This is a genomic window from Pandoraea sp. SD6-2, from assembly GCF_000389825.1.
Lineage (GTDB): Bacteria > Pseudomonadota > Gammaproteobacteria > Burkholderiales > Burkholderiaceae > Pandoraea > Pandoraea communis.
In genome coordinates, this window is sequence record NZ_KB944435.1 from 32,789 (window position 1) to 46,883 (window position 14,095).

14 protein-coding genes are annotated in these 14,095 nt (G+C 64.4%); 3 read left to right on the forward strand and 11 right to left on the reverse strand.

Going from position 1 to position 14,095, the window contains the following annotated elements:
- Positions 1 to 3: 3 nt before the first annotated feature.
- Positions 4 to 756, reverse strand: a complete 753-nt coding sequence (locus tag C266_RS09875; RefSeq protein WP_010807958.1) for a sulfite exporter TauE/SafE family protein — start codon at positions 754 to 756, stop codon at positions 4 to 6.
- A gap of 162 nt (positions 757 to 918) precedes the next feature.
- Between C266_RS09875 and C266_RS09880 the strand changes: the two genes are divergently transcribed.
- Complete coding sequence (locus C266_RS09880) at positions 919 to 1,893, forward strand: LysR substrate-binding domain-containing protein (protein WP_010807959.1); 975 nt, start codon at positions 919 to 921, stop codon at positions 1,891 to 1,893.
- Here C266_RS09880 and C266_RS09885 read toward each other — a convergent pair.
- From C266_RS09885 to C266_RS09920, 8 genes are all read right to left on the reverse strand, one after another.
- Positions 1,826 to 2,698 (reverse strand): AraC family transcriptional regulator, encoded by an 873-nt coding sequence (locus C266_RS09885; protein WP_010807960.1) that lies wholly within the window; start codon positions 2,696 to 2,698, stop codon positions 1,826 to 1,828. The two genes, C266_RS09880 and C266_RS09885, sit on opposite strands and share 68 nt — an antisense overlap.
- A 56-nt stretch (positions 2,699 to 2,754) precedes the next feature.
- Positions 2,755 to 3,561, reverse strand: coding sequence for a trans-aconitate 2-methyltransferase (tam, locus tag C266_RS09890; protein WP_010807961.1), 807 nt, complete (start codon positions 3,559 to 3,561; stop codon positions 2,755 to 2,757).
- Between the two features lie 39 nt (positions 3,562 to 3,600).
- Positions 3,601 to 4,482: an anti-sigma factor gene (locus tag C266_RS27890; RefSeq protein WP_010807962.1), complete on the reverse strand. Its 882-nt coding sequence runs from the start codon at positions 4,480 to 4,482 to the stop codon at positions 3,601 to 3,603.
- Positions 4,475 to 5,143, reverse strand: coding sequence for an RNA polymerase sigma factor (locus C266_RS09900; RefSeq protein ID WP_010807963.1), 669 nt, complete (start codon positions 5,141 to 5,143; stop codon positions 4,475 to 4,477). The genes C266_RS27890 and C266_RS09900 overlap by 8 nt, the downstream gene beginning before the upstream one ends.
- Positions 5,144 to 5,247: 104 nt before the next feature.
- Complete coding sequence (locus C266_RS09905) at positions 5,248 to 5,610, reverse strand: cupredoxin family copper-binding protein (RefSeq protein WP_010807964.1); 363 nt, start codon at positions 5,608 to 5,610, stop codon at positions 5,248 to 5,250.
- Between the two features lie 25 nt (positions 5,611 to 5,635).
- Entirely contained in the window at positions 5,636 to 6,553 is a 918-nt protein-coding gene (locus tag C266_RS09910) for a metallophosphoesterase (protein ID WP_036662492.1), read from the reverse strand.
- Positions 6,554 to 6,760: 207 nt separating this feature from the next.
- On the reverse strand, positions 6,761 to 7,543 hold the full coding sequence (locus C266_RS26130; RefSeq protein ID WP_010807966.1) for a M23 family metallopeptidase: 783 nt from the start codon (positions 7,541 to 7,543) through the stop codon (positions 6,761 to 6,763).
- A gap of 268 nt (positions 7,544 to 7,811) precedes the next feature.
- Entirely contained in the window at positions 7,812 to 8,975 is a 1,164-nt protein-coding gene (locus C266_RS09920; protein ID WP_010807967.1) for an acyltransferase, read from the reverse strand.
- Positions 8,976 to 9,263: 288 nt separating this feature from the next.
- On the opposite strand from C266_RS09920, the gene C266_RS09925 reads away from it, so the two are divergent.
- Together C266_RS09925 and C266_RS09930 are read left to right on the forward strand one after the other, a co-directional pair.
- A complete protein-coding gene (locus C266_RS09925) occupies positions 9,264 to 9,944 on the forward strand; it encodes a phosphatase PAP2 family protein (protein ID WP_010807968.1) in 681 nt (226 codons plus the stop codon).
- Positions 9,945 to 10,157: 213 nt separating this feature from the next.
- Positions 10,158 to 12,062, forward strand: coding sequence for an alpha/beta hydrolase (locus tag C266_RS09930; protein WP_081636238.1), 1,905 nt, complete (start codon positions 10,158 to 10,160; stop codon positions 12,060 to 12,062).
- Here C266_RS09930 and C266_RS09935 read toward each other — a convergent pair.
- Together C266_RS09935 and phbB are read right to left on the reverse strand one after the other, a co-directional pair.
- Complete coding sequence (locus C266_RS09935; RefSeq protein ID WP_010807970.1) at positions 12,044 to 12,634, reverse strand: phasin family protein; 591 nt, start codon at positions 12,632 to 12,634, stop codon at positions 12,044 to 12,046. The two genes, C266_RS09930 and C266_RS09935, sit on opposite strands and share 19 nt — an antisense overlap.
- Positions 12,635 to 12,673: 39 nt before the next feature.
- Entirely contained in the window at positions 12,674 to 13,417 is a 744-nt protein-coding gene (phbB, locus tag C266_RS09940; RefSeq protein WP_010807971.1) for an acetoacetyl-CoA reductase, read from the reverse strand.
- Positions 13,418 to 14,095: the final 678 nt, after the last annotated feature.

A 14,095-nucleotide genomic window follows, 5' to 3' on the forward strand; every position in this document is an offset into this window, starting at 1 on the left:
CCCTCAACGCCATGCGGCGCTGAGCATCACGCCGCCGGAGACGACGAGCATCGTATCGAGCAAGCGCTGAAAGACGGCTGGGGTAAGGCCCAGCACGAAGCGCTTGCCGAGGACGGTGCCAAGCATCAACGTCATCCCGACGATCAGCCCATTGGCCCACGCCTCGGGCGGCAATGCGCCAAGGTCCGAGAACATCAGCACTTTGGCGACGTAGATAAGCACTGAACTGGCCGACTCCGAACCAAGGAAGGCCCCGCCGGACAAGCCATACGCGACGAAGGCCGGCACGCTGAGCGGCCCGGTGGAGAGCACGATCCCCGTGAGGAAACCGATGACGGCGCCAGCAGCCGCCAACTGCCAGAGAGCCAACCGCCGCTGGTTATGTTGCAGATAATGGCGTACCGGCACCATGGCGATGAAGAACAGACCCAGCGCAACGTCCACGACCGTTGCAGGCAGGCTCCACAAAGTGCGGGCGCCAAGCGCAGCGGCCGGTGCGCCGGGCAACGAGTACGCGAACACGGCGCGCCAGTCGATCTCGCGCCACCAGGCCAACACCTTCGAGATGTTCCCGACGATGGCGGCAACCGCCATGATCGGCACCGCCTGCTTCGGGCCGTACGTGTAGACCAGCACCGGCAGAAGCATCATCGACGATCCGGTGCCGACGACGCCGCTCACCACGCCCGCCGCCGTCCCGACGACGGCGATCAACATCATGCCCCACGCGTGTCCCGCGAATAAACCAGCCAACATGCCCGCCTCGTCGTTTGCCTTCTTCCTCACATGACGTCTGCGCCGCGTGAGCCACAGATACGACGATAAAGCATGACGACGGCTCACACCATCGACAAATTGATAAGACTTCTGTGATAAAAAGTCACAGTTCCCAAGTTATTTCGTCGATGAAGGGTCAGGATGACGCGCCGACAGCTACCACCGCTGCACGCTTTACGTGTCTTCGAGACTGCGGCTCGCGCAGAGAGTCTCAGCGCCGCCGCGCAAGAGTTGTCGATTACTCATGGGGCCGTGAGCCGTCAGATCGCGCTGCTGGAGGATTGGCTCGGGCAGACGTTATTCGTCCGGCAGGGACAACGCAACGTCGCGACGGACCACGCCCGGGCGTTCGCCGCCGAGGTCAGTGCGGCCTTCGACCGTATCGACGATGCCGCCGTGCGCTTTGGCAAGGCACCGCAAACACGGATTGTGCGCGTGAATGCCCAGACCACGCTCGCCATGCACTGGTTGATCGCGCGGCTGCCCGCGTTCCACGCGTCGCACCCCGACGTGCAGATCGTGGTGACCACATCGAGCAGTGCCGACCCCGCGTTTCGCGGCGGATTCGACGTCGCGATCCGGCGCGACCCACCGCCGCGTCCCGAGTGGCAGCCGTACGAAAAGGCCGTGCTGTTCACCGAGCAGTCAAGTGTTATCGCCGCGCCCGCGCTGCTGGATGCGAGGCCGCTGCGTCGCCTGAAGGATCTTGCGAAACACGCTTTCATCGCGACACAGACCCGTGTCGGCGCATGGGAGGACTGGCTGAGCGCCGCCGGAGTGCCCGCCTTGCGGCCGGTACGATTTCATCGCTTCGACCACTATCACGTGAGTTTGCAGGCGGTTATCGACGGACTGGGCCTGGGGATCGGCAGCAAGCCGATGCTCGATCGCGAGCTGGCCGCCGGCCGTCTGGTCATGCCCTTTCCAGCGATTCAGGTGACGGGGGCGACGTACGTCACACTGGTGCCCCGCGACGCCGACAAGTCGCGTCCGTTACGAGACTTCCTGACGTGGGTGCACGATGCGGCCAGCGCCATAACCGTTGACGTCATGCTCCCGGCCGCACACTCCACTTCCCGGGCGACACGCCGAACGCGCGCCGGAAGTAACGCGTGAAGTGCGAAAGGTCGTTAAACCCCTGCGCCACGGCGGCGTCGGTCGCCGACGCCCCTGCACGCAAGGCGGGCAACGCTCGCACCAGACGCAACTGATTGCGCCACGCATGCGGCGCGAGGCCCGTTTCGCGCGAGAACAATCGCGCCGCGTGAAACGGCGAGAGATCGACGGCTTCGGCCAGCGTCGTCAACGACAACGGCTCGGTGAGATCGGTCGAGAGTCGCGCCTTCATCGTCTCGACGCGTACGGCGTCGCGATGCACCGGCACCTCCGGCAAGCGTGCCTGCGCGTGGCGGATCAACATCATCGACACAGCCTCGATCAACACGCTCTCGGCCACCAACGCATCCGCACCGGCCTGCAGCAGACGGTGCGCCGTAATCAGCCGCTGCGCGGCCTGATCGTCGTCAATGACGCTCTCGCCAAACCACGGCAAGGCGTCGTCCGGTGACGCCAATCCCGGCAACGGGTGGGTCAACTGACGCTGCACCCCCTGCACGAAGCCGACCGGCAGATAGAACACCCGGTAGCGCCACCCGAAATCGGTTTCGCGCGCACCGGTATGCACTTCGCCGGGATGAATAATGGCGACCGACCCGGCCTCCGCCACATGCTCGCCACCCCGATAGGCGTAGCGCTCGGCACCCGCTACGATGCACGCGAACGCATACGCATCGTGCCAGTGCGGCGCGAAGGTGTGGTCGTTGTATTCGGCTGTCAACATGTCGCCGCCCGGCACGAGCGACGAGCGCCAGTACAGAGGGGCATTGCGAAACGGCTGAATGGGTGGGTACAGGGCATTCATGCCCGCTACTTTACACCGCCCCCTGCCTGCGCCTCTGACACGGCCCGCTGGCACGATTAGCGCGTGGCGACCACGAAGAGCCGCGGGAACGGCAACAACACCGTGCCGTCAGCCAGCGCAGGGTAGGCCTTCGCGATTTCGTCGGTGTAGCGCGTCAGGAAAGCCTCTCGCGACGCCGCGTCGAGCTTCGCGAGAAACGGCCGCAGCGCACTGCCCTTGAACCATTCCACGATAGCCGGCGCGCCCCCCGCCAGCGGGTGATAGTACGTGGTGCGCCAGATGTCGACGCGCGAGCACACCGCGCGCAGCAGCGGATAGTAGAATGTCGCGCCATGTCGCGCCGTGCGCTCCACGCCTTTGAGCGCAGCCGCCCAACGCGAATCGGTCGCGACTTCGCGCATCAGTCGATGCGCGGGCTCGTCGAGATTGTCGGGCGTCTGCACGGCGAGTGAGCCGCCGGGCGCCAGACAGCCGATCAGGCGCGGATACAGCGTTTCGTGATCGGGCAACCACTGCAACACCGCGTTGGCGAGAATCACGTCGAACGGGCCGTCCTTCCAGTTGGCGATGTCCGCCACGTCGAAGCGAAACTGCGGCAGGCGCAGGCGCGCCGCATCCACCATGTCCTGCGAGCTATCCAACCCAAGCACATCGGCCTGCGCGTAACGCGCGGCGAGCACTTCTGTGGAATTGCCCGGCCCGCAACCGATATCGACCACACGTGCGACATCACGATCCGCAAGGGTGGGAATGGCAGCGACGAGATCGCGCACGGGACGCGTGCGCTCGTCTTCGAACTTTACGTACTGCGCGGCTTGCCAGGCGGGATTCACCGGGGCATTCGGCGATAGGACTTGCGGCATGACGGCCTCCTGGGGGTATCGGGCGATAGCCGCAAGATATCAGGTCGCCGCCTGCACTGCCTCTACGAACACGCGCAGATGCGACGCTTCGGCGTCGGTGATCGCCCAGTACGTCATGCCGCCGCGCCGCCAGCGCGCTATCGCGTACCCATCGGCACCGGTGATCGTCGGCGCCGCCGCCCCCTTGTCGCGTGCCGGGAACACGTAGAGATCGATCGGATGCTTGTCCATGCGATAGACGAGAACGGCGACAGTGCGGCCTCCCACGTAGTCGAGTCGTCCCCCTTCGAGCGGGAAGCCCTTGGCTGACAGATCGATGACGGGCGGCGCGTAATCGATGCGCCCGTTGAACCACGGCTTGACGGTGTGCTGATCCGTCGAGATGACGTCGATAGGATGCTGGGACAGCAGCGCACGAACATGACTCGCCACGATCTCTTGCGGTTGCAGCCCGGTTGTCGCCTGCATCTCTTGCGCGTCTTGCGGCGGTGCGGGCGGGCGCGCCACCAGCAACGCCATCGCCACGGCCAAGCCGCCGAGAATCGCACCGCCCGCCCCGCCGAACAACCACGGCGCCAAGCTGAGCCCCCACGCCGCTTCCGGGGGTTTGGCGGGCGTGCCTGCCTTGGTTGACCTGACGTCGGGTTTCATTTCGGGCAGCGGCGATGCCGACGGCGACGCGATCGCGCCGGTGGCAGGACTCGCGTGACGTTCAGCATGCGCCAGTTCGTCACGCAAACGTTCGCGCAACGACTGAGGGGCATAGTGACGCAATGAGCCGTCGCGCAGCAGCTTGCCCAGTGTTGAGGCTTCGGCAGCCGTTGCGGCCAGCGCCGCGCTCACGCCCGGCGTCGTGTCACCGGTCTTGTCCTTCATGTCGCTCGCGGAGGTCGTATCGTTGGGTTCGTCGGGCTTATTCATCGCGTCCTCCCCGGGTGGTGCCGTCGAGCGGCTGGCGTGTGAGACGAGTGATTTGCGCCGACGGCGCGTTCGGCGTCGCGGCAGTGTTCTTGTGTGCGGCATCCTGCGCGGCGCGCACGGCGATCGCCAGCATCTGTCTGCCGCGTGCCAGACGCGACATGACCGTGCCCGCCGGCACGCCCAGAATCGTCTCGATTTCCCGGTAGCTCATGTCCTCCATCTCGCGTAACACCAGCACCTCACGGAAGACGACCGGCAACGCGGCCAGTGCGTCGCGCACCAACGCGCATTCGTCGCGGCGCACCGCCAGCATCTCCGGGTCACCGGGCGCCGTGTCGTCCCACCCCGGCAGCCACGCATCGCCGTGCAGGCCATGCGTGGCTTCATCGAACGGCGTCCCATCCGCCGCATCGGAGCGACGACGCCATTCCGTCAGCCACGTATTGCGCACGATCGCCAGCAGCCACGCACGCGCGCTCTCGCCGCGAAAGCCGTCGAAGAAGCGCAACGCGCGCAGGAAGGCTTCCTGCACGATGTCGTCGGCATCGCTCGCGCTGCCCGACAGCCATCGCGCAAGGTTGTACGCCGCATCGAGATGCGGCAGGGCCAGAGTTTCAAACCGTCCTGACGCTTGCGCGCCGGGTTTTTCAGCGTCGCTCACCGGGGTCTCCCGAGAACGGGCAACGCATTGCCCGAGTCAATCGGCCTGACGCCGCCGCTGCGACGTCACTGCGCTCATTGAATCACATCTACCCTGGCAGACGGCTATTTCACGACGATCACGCCGGTCATGTGCGGATGAATCGCGCAGTAGTAGGGATACGTCCCCGGTTTGTCGAAGGTGAAGGCAAAGGTGCCGTCGGTGTCCAGCGCCCCCGACGCAAACGCCCGCGGGTTGCCCGAGCTAGTCACGGTGTGGGGTTCGTCGTCGCGGTTAGTCCACGTTACACGCGTACCCGCGCGCACGGTGAGCGTCGCGGGAGAGAACGTGAAGTGCTCGATATGGACGGTATCCGCGTCGGCGGCGTTCGACAGCGCGGGCAAGGTCAGTGTGAGCATGCCTGCGGCCGCAATGGCGACGCGACTGAGCCATACGCGCCGCCGAGTGTTCAGGAGAATCGATTTCATGGGAGGGCTCCGGAAACGATGGGGGTCAGGACGCCAACGTGGTGTCGCCAAGCAACGGCGCGCCGTCGAGTGTCGTGAAGTCGACGCGACGAATGCCAAGGGTCTGCCGCAGTTGCGAGGGGTCGACTTTCAACGGTCCGGGGCCCGGACCGTCGCCGGGCGCGGGTTGTGGAAATGCGGTCGACATTGCCGTTTGCATGCGAACGTTGCCCTCCACTTTCTGCAGTACCTGATGGATATGCCCGTTGAGCACCGTGACCGATCCGAACGGCCGAAGCAAAGCCAGCGCGCGATCGCCGTCGTCGGTACCCCAGCCCCACGCTGGATAGACCGACCATAACGGCATGTGCGTGAACACGACGAGCGGGGTGCTATGGGAGCGCCCCTTGAGGTCGGCCGCGAGCCAGGCGAGTTGTGTGTCGCCGAGATAGCCCATCCCCCCGGCCTTCAGATTGAGTACGTTGACGAGCGCCACGAAGTGCACGCCCTGTTGATCGAAGCTGTACCAGCCAACCCCCTTGGTGTCGGGCGAGAAGCGCGCGAAGAATGTGCGGCCGTCGTCACCGATCACGTCGTGCTCGCCGGGCACGTAGCGAGTCTCAAGCCCCGCGCCGTTCACGATCTGCTGCGCGATGTCGAATTCCTCGGGGCGCGAGAGATGGCTGACGTCGCCCGTGTGGAGCATGAACGCAGGGCGTTCGGACGCACCCCGAATCCGCTCGATGGCGGATTGCAGCGTGGCTGCCGGATCGGGATTGGGCGCCTTATTGAATCCGATGTGGCTGTCGCTGATCTGCACGAAGGTCAACGCGTGGCGGGCTGGCATCTCCGCCGCGCCGGCAGATGCCGCAAGCGATATGCCGCGCGGCACCCCACCGTCGAGCGTCCACAAAATGCCTGCGCCGGCCCACGCGAGACAGGCCATCGCCCTGCGCCGTGACATCGCCGGCGATGACTCCCCCTGCGGGACCGGGTGGGCATCGTCAGACGTGACGTCCGGCTTGTCGTTCTCGTTGCGACTCATGACACACCTCCGCTCGATAGGTACGCTGCCCGGCCCGTCACCACGACGGGTTTCGGGAGCGCCGTTATACGTATTACCAGCGGGTATGTCGTTTTATTCCCGGAAGCCGGGCGTCGATGTTGGCGCTCAGAGCGGCGAATACTGCCAGCGGTCGGTTGCCCACGCCCGCCCCGGCGAATGGCACGCCACCAGATCGTCGAGCAGGTTATGGCAACCGTTATCGGTAACCGTATGCACCTCGCTCGCCCTTGCCGTACGGCGAAGCAGCGGACGCGGGTCAACCGGAACGCCCTGCCTGCGCTGTTCGAAATGCAGATGCGCCCCTGTCACCATGCCGGTCTTGCCGACCGCGCCGATCACGTCGCCCGCCCTGACCGTCTGACCGACACGCAATCCGCGCGCCGTGGCCGACAAGTGGGCGTAGATCGTCTCGTTGTCGTAGCGGTGATCGATCACGATATAACGGCCAAACCCGCGGCGCTCATAACCGATGGTCTTCACCACGCCCTGTGCAACCACACGCACCGGCGCGCCGTGAGGCGCGACAAGATCGATGCCCGTGTGCGAATGCTTGACACGTGTCACCGGGTGGTAACGCGTGCCGTAATCGGACGAGATACGAGAATAGGTTACCGGCATGACAAGGGACTTCGACGCTCGCGGCGCAGATGTCGGCGAGAAGGCATTCGGCCGCGCCATCAGCGCGACCGTGCGGCAGCGCACAGCACCGGGGGTTGCCGGCATCGGGTAAAGCGCCGTCACCTTGCCGCAGACCGAATAACGAGACGCCGCAGTCGGCGTGGGAACGGCGACGTGCGAGAACGCAAACGACGGCGTCGGGCGCGGGTGCAGACGCAATGCGTCACTCGTACTGCCCACGCCAGCCATCGCGGGGAGCGGCATGGCCATGCACAGCCAGACACACACGGCATGCCAGCGGGAGCGATGGCCTTCGCCCCGCCCCAGCAGGCTTGGTCCGCCGCCGTCCAACGCGGCGCACCTGCGCTTGGAGGAAGGAAAAGAGAAAGACATCGCTCGGAAAATAAATTCGGAAACGACGCAGTCTACGGGGCGAACGAGCGAAAATTTGCGGGGAAACGCCCAAAATTGGCATCAATGGCGACTAGAACGCCGCCATTTAGGAACGTGCCTAACGTAGCCGATACAACCGGGCGATTCAAACGCGCCGAATCAGCGGCGCTCGCTCGGACGAGTGCGCTTGATAGCGCGACAGACGCCGCGCCACCGGACCACTGACATAGCGATGCAGCACCCCGCCGAGAATCGTGCATACCACCAGCACCGGCAGGTAGACGAGGAATGTCCAGCGCATGTCGCCGCCGGCCATCGCGAGATAGGCCGGTGTCACGGCCAGCACGACAAACATGTGGCTCAGATAGATCTCGTAGCTCCATCGGCCCATTTGCGTGAGCCACCCTAACCCGCGCGGCACGGCACGTGTCGACCCATGTGCGGCAGCGAGCCAGAGCGCGGCGCTCACGCAAAGCAACAACATGATGAAATCGTGCAGCAGCCCTCCCAGCACGTCGCCGAAAAAAACCACGGCGATCAAACCCGCCACGCCTGCGGCGCCGGCAAACTTTGCCGCGCCGCGCGGAAGCGTCACCCGTTGCATGGCCAATGCCGTGAGCACACCCCATGCGATGGCCGCCATGCCGGGCAGGTACGCCTTCTCTTGCCAGATTTCGTTGCCCTGAAGTGCGGCACGCGTCCACGGTAGCGACATGGCCAACGCGACAAGCGCAAGCACGCGCCAGGGGCCTCGCAGCACCAGACAGAGCAGCGGAAAGGTCAGATAGAAGCACTCTTCGATGGACAGCGACCAGAGGACGTCCCACGCACCGGGCAGCCAGTTCGTGCGGCCCTCGTACCAGTTCAGCGTCATGGTCAGCGCGGCGCCCAGCGCACCGGCGAGCGATTGCCCGGGCTTGTTGATGACGAAGCCCGGTACAGCCATCCAGTGCATGACGGCAAGCACGGCCAGCAGCAACAGCAGGAGCGGAAAGATGCGCGCGGCACGCAAGGCGTAGAAGTGACGCCAGCGCAATGCGTCGAGCGAGCCGTAGCGTTCCAGCGAACGGCGCGTAATGACGAAGCCGGAGATCACAAAGAACACGAACACGGCCTCATAGCCGTTGAAGCTCAGGCCGTCGATTACGCGTTTGGGCAGTACATCGCCCAACAGACTCGGGCCGAGCGGCAAACGGAACCTGAGCGCGAGGTGATGCACGACCACGAAAAGAATGGACAAGCCGCGCAACAGATCGATACCGTCGTTGCGCGTGCGGGGCGGCGTCTCGTGCGCCGGGTGAAAAACCATGAAATCTCCTCAACCGATATGTCGGGGGGCCACATCCGCGGCCATCCTACTATGCCCTCGCCGCCGGGATCACCCGTCGAATCCAACGGGGGCTGACCTCAGGTCGCAATGCCCCGCGTGACGGGTCTCATCCGAACCGCCGGACCGCGCCGAACGATTCGCCGGAAAATGTGTCTGACCCTATCGGTCCGCGCCGTCCGGGGTCACGCTTTCTCCCAATTGCGGTGGCGCGCGTAAGATAGCGCTTTCGCCCGAGGCCCTCTGCCGTCGGGCCGTCTTTCGGAAGTCATGCTTAGCTCCTGGATCACCATTACCAATTTCGGCAGTGCCGCTGTGACGGTGCCCGCCGCTGCCGCCCTGACCCTCTGGTTGCTCTCAGCCCGTGCCTGGCGCATAGCCTTCACATGGGTGGCGCTGTTTGGGGCGGGAGCGCTCGTCGTCGCGGTCTCCAAGGTCATGTTCCTCGGCTGGGGACTCGGCGTACGCGAACTCGATTTCACCGGGGTCAGCGGCCATACGATGCTCGCCGCGACGGTCTACCCGGTTATCGCCTGGCTGCTTTTGCGCCGCTTCGCGTGGCCGTGGCGGGTGCTTGGCATGGCTGCCGCAATGGCGGGCAGCGTGGCTGTCGGCGTGTCGCGGGTGGCGCTCTCGGCGCACTCGATTTCCGAGTCGGCGGCGGGCTGTGCCGTCGGCTTCGCCGTCTGCGCGGCCTTTGCATGGTTCACACGCCGCGAGGAAGCGCCCGAACTCAAGACCCTGCCCATGGCGGCAAGTCTGTTCGTACTCGTGATGTGGCTGCATGGCGAGCAGGTGCCAACGCAGCGCTGGATTACCCACATCGCGCTGACGCTGTCCGGCCATGAACAGCCGTTCCGCCGGATCAGTTGGCTCGCCCGCAAGCCCTCCCCGCCGCCCACCGTCCCCACGCTCCCGCCTGTTAAGGGAATCCCCACGCCCTCGCGGTAACCCGTCTTCGCTGGCGAGGACGACGCCCGCACGCAACTTGTCGCAGATCACGATACTCTTGGGTGGCGTGCGTTATATTCTCCGGAACGCCCGAAATCGCATTGATGTCACGGCAAGGCGCGGACTGCCGCCCCTTGCCGCGCTTTCTCTTCCTGCTACGGCCGCACATGGCACGCGCTCTCATGCCGGCGGCAAGCCCGAACGGAGTCCGCCATGCCTGCTCCCAGTGCCAAGACGTCCCCGTCGAAGTCCGCCCAATCGCCGACCGCTTCGCGCGCACGGGGTGCGCCAAAGACAACCCGCCCGCCGACACGTCGTGCCAAACCGCACGGCCCGACGTCCGTCGCCGCGGCAAGTCCCGCAAAGCTAGAACCCCCGGCCCCGCCGGAAGCGGTATCTGCGCCCCCTCTGACATCGTTCACCGATCATCTGGACCGGGCGGCGATGGCCGCGACCGCTCGCTTCACGGGCAACGTGTCACCCGCCGCCGTGGCCCTCGCGTGGGCCGATTGGGCCATGCACGCTGCGACCGCCCCCGGCCATCGACTCAACGTCTTCAAGGCCTTTGCCGCCATCGACAAACCGGCTGCGAGTCAAGCGGCGAGCGCCGGCGGGCCACCCGACACGGACCGGCGTTTTCGCGATCCGCTGTGGGACAACCTGCCGTTCTCGTGGTGGCGGGAGCGTTTCCTGCGCACCCAGCATTTCGTCGACGAGATGACCGGAGAGATTCCCGGCGTCGATCCGCATCACCGGGATGTAGTGCGCTTCATGGCAAGACAGTGGCTCGACGTCTTCTCGCCGAGCAACCTCTGGTACCTGAATCCTGAAGTGCTCTCTGCCGTGCGTGAGACACACGGCCAGAACCTCGTCAAAGGAGCGCAGCGTTGGTGGTCCGATCTGCAAGACATAGCGGCAGGCCACGCACCGGGGGCGGGACCGCAGGCATGCCAGGCGTTCCGCGTCGGCCACGAGATCGCCGCGACACCCGGCAAAGTTGTCTATCGCAACGAGTATTTCGAATTGCTGCAATACGCGCCGGCGCAGCCGCAAACATCGCGCGAACCCGTGCTGATCGTGCCGTCATGGCTATTGAAGTACTACATCCTCGATCTGCAAGCCCAGCACTCCCTTGTGCGCTATCTGGTGGCGCAGGGTCATAGCGTCTTCATGGTCTCGTGGCATAACCCTGGACCGGAAGCCCGTAACCGGGGGCTGGAGGACTATCTCGATGACGGGCTACTCGCGGCGTTGCGAGAGGTGCGCCGCCTGACGGATAACGCGCCGGTACACGCCTGCGGCTATTGCCTTGGCGGCACGCTGCTCGCCATTGCGGCAGCAACGTTGGCGCGGGACAAGGGAAAGGGAGAAGGACACAACCCGCTGGCCAGCATCACATTGCTCGCCGCGCAGACCGACTTCAGCGAACCGGGCGAACTGGGACTATTCATCGACGCGAGTCAGGTCGCGTATCTCGAAGCGATGATGTGGCGGCAGGGATATATCGGCGGCGAGCAACTCGCAGGCACGTTCCAGTTGCTCAATTCGCGCGACCTGATCTGGTCGCGGCTCATGAGCGACTATCTGCTTGGAAAGCCCGCGCAGACGACCGACTTCACGGTGTGGAACGCCGATACCACGCGTATTCCCGCAAGGCTGCATAGCCAGTGTCTGCGCGAGTTGTATTTGAACAATGCACTGGCAACGGGAACGCTGAAGATCCGCGGGCAGCCGGTGGCGCTATCGGATATTCGTGCGCCGATGTTCGTCGTGGCGACCGAGCGCGACCACATCTCGCCATGGCGCTCCGTCTACAAGATGCATCTGCTGAACCACGGCGACCTCACCTTCGCCCTCGTCTCGGGCGGGCATAACGTCGGCGTGGTTTGCGAGCCGGGACATCCGCACAGTCATCATCGGGTGGCGACGCGGGCCGCAGGTGCAGCCTATCGAGCCCCGGAGGATTGGTTTGCGGCGACGCCCGCCATGCAAAGCTCATGGTGGCCTGCATGGCACGCCTGGCTTCTGGCACAGGGCAGCGGCAAATCCGTTGCCGCCCCCTGGCCACCCGCGCAAGCGCTAGGCGATGCGCCCGGTACTTACGTGCTCGAGCGATGAGCGTGGGCGCCGCCGCGCTTGGCCGGCGCACGACCGTTGAGCGGTGACTGCTGTGACGCCGCCGCCTCGGTCGCCTGCGCGGCTTCCGTGGACATGCGACGCCAGGCATCCATCGTCCCTTGCGTGGCGTCGTTGAACGCCTGGAACCACTTCTGCATCGGCGCTTCGGCCGCCTTCGCGGCTTCACCTGCGGACGTACCCGCACCGATCAGGTCGGGCAACGTCATTGCGCCAGCCATGCCGTGCTGGAGTTCTTCGCCGGTCTTGCGGCAATGCTCGGCCCACAGCAGTTGATTGTTCGCACACACGGCGAGCCACTCGCGCCAGAACTCGTTCTGTTGCGCGATCTGACCGTTAAGCAATTGCAGATGCGCGGTGAGTAGCGCATTGAAGTCTTTCGCGCCACCAAGCGACTTGGCCGCTTCCGAATGCGCCTTGAGCAATTCGGTGTCGCGCTCCGCCTGCAACTGATGCATACGTTGCGCCGCTTCCAGAAAAATCCCATATGCGCCCAGCGCGCTCGCGGTACCGAGTTTGACCAACGTCAGTGCCGGATTCGTTTCCTTTAACATCGTGACTCTCCTAAGTAAGAGGTTAGCTGCAGCTGCGCGTCACTCCATATGCATGCCACCGTTGATGGCAAGATTGCTGCCGGTGATGAAACCGGCGTCGTCCGACACAAGAAAAGCGATAAATGCGGCCACTTCTTCCGGGCGCCCTAACCGACCGATCGGAATCTGCGGAAGAATGCGCGATTCGAGCACGTCCTGGGGCACCACAGTGACCATCTTCGTTGCGAGGTATCCCGGCGAAATCGTGTTGACGGTGACGCCCGACTTGGCAACTTCCAGCGCCAACGCCTTGGTGAAGCCGTGTATGCCCGCTTTCGCAGCGGCATAGTTCGCCTGACCGAAGGCGCCACGGCTGCCATTGACCGATGAAATGTTGATGATGCGACCCCAGCCGCGCGCGACCATGCCGCCAAAGATCGGCCGGGTCATGTTGAACACGCTGTCCAGATCGGTGCGCAATACCGCTTGCCAATCCTCGGAAGTCATTTTGCGCATCGTGGCGTCGCGCGTGATTCCCGCATTGTTGATGAGAATATCCACCGGTCCAGTGTCGGATTCGATGGCTTTTGCACAAGCCTCGCAAGACGCGAAGTCGGCAACGTCGACGCGATATGCGGCAAAATCGCGGCCGGTGGCACGCATGCGCTCGACCCAGCCCTCGCAGTCGTGATTCCTGGGCGAACAGGTGACCGCGACGCGGTACCCGGCATCCGCAAGGCGCACGCTGATTGCCTCGCCCAAACCGCCCATACCTCCTGTAACCAATGCTATCCGTGTTGTCATGGCTTATCCGTCTCCGGTTAACGTCAATCGTTAAACTTCGGATACATCCAGCATAGCCGCGAACCTGCGACTTGCTGCTGCGTGAGCCCCCTTTGGCATGCCCATCACTTGACTTCGGTCAAGCTCTCGCGCCAATACCATACCGTCTGCACGAAATGCGCGCCGGCGGCGCCAGCTTACGATGCCGCTTGCGTCATGCAATGCCGGGGGTCTTCGCTGCGATGTCGCCAGTCGTTGCAACTGGCCCAAGTGCGACTCAATGCGCGCGACAACGTTCCTCGGATATAACGATTTGTCCCGGACAACAACACTCCCCGAACCCCCGGTGCCTCACCTTCGTCACATTGCCGATTGCCTGCAATGCCGAGAGGCCACGAGTGTACGTTCCATTGGGATCGTACTCCAAAATAATTCGACGGTTGGCCTTTCTCCGATCGCCAAAAACAATCTAATGACGCGCCCCTATCGATAGTCACAGGGGCATCGAAAAACCCCGCCATGCCCCGTTGCAGGGTGTCGGCAATCCATATATCATCGCCCGTAGATTTTTTCCGGATCGCGCCGTTTTGCCGGTCGTACAGCCCCGTGCCATTGCTCAGTGATGGCTCGTTTGTCTCCGCTTGCCCGGCGAACGTGTCGCGAACCCATTGTCCTGTCTCCCGGATGCCTCACTTTGAG